Origin of the sequence: Pseudomonas sp. 2822-17 (genome assembly GCF_002742485.1) — a bacterium.
In the GTDB taxonomy this organism is placed as follows: domain Bacteria; phylum Pseudomonadota; class Gammaproteobacteria; order Pseudomonadales; family Pseudomonadaceae; genus Aquipseudomonas; species Aquipseudomonas cyclaminis.
In genome coordinates this window covers 1-253 of the sequence record NZ_LJRZ01000862.1, presented here as the reverse complement: position 1 = coordinate 253, position 253 = coordinate 1, and the positions used below count along the sequence as shown (strand labels likewise).

At 41.9% G+C, this 253-nt stretch carries 1 pseudogene; it reads right to left on the bottom strand.

Annotation, left to right across the window (positions count from 1 at the left end):
* Positions 1 to 253 (bottom strand): annotated as a pseudogene (locus AOA60_RS33615) (hypothetical protein); the annotation flags it as partial.

Genomic DNA, 253 nt, shown 5'->3' with positions numbered 1-253 from the left:
ATATTAGCAGCTACAATCTGTTCACCCGTAACTTCACCAGCCACTTTTCTTGAAAAACAACTTTTTCTTGGTAGAAGCTGATGTATGGTCCCTTTACCTTCTTGAGCCCGAGGTGTAAGGAGAACCCAGTCTCCCACAGCCGGATAATCTCCTCTTTCTATGGATTCAAAACGATATTTTCCAGACACTTCTGATAATAAAATCCCTTCCTCCGTCCATACTTGATATAATCCTTTATGCTCTTGGGTTACCC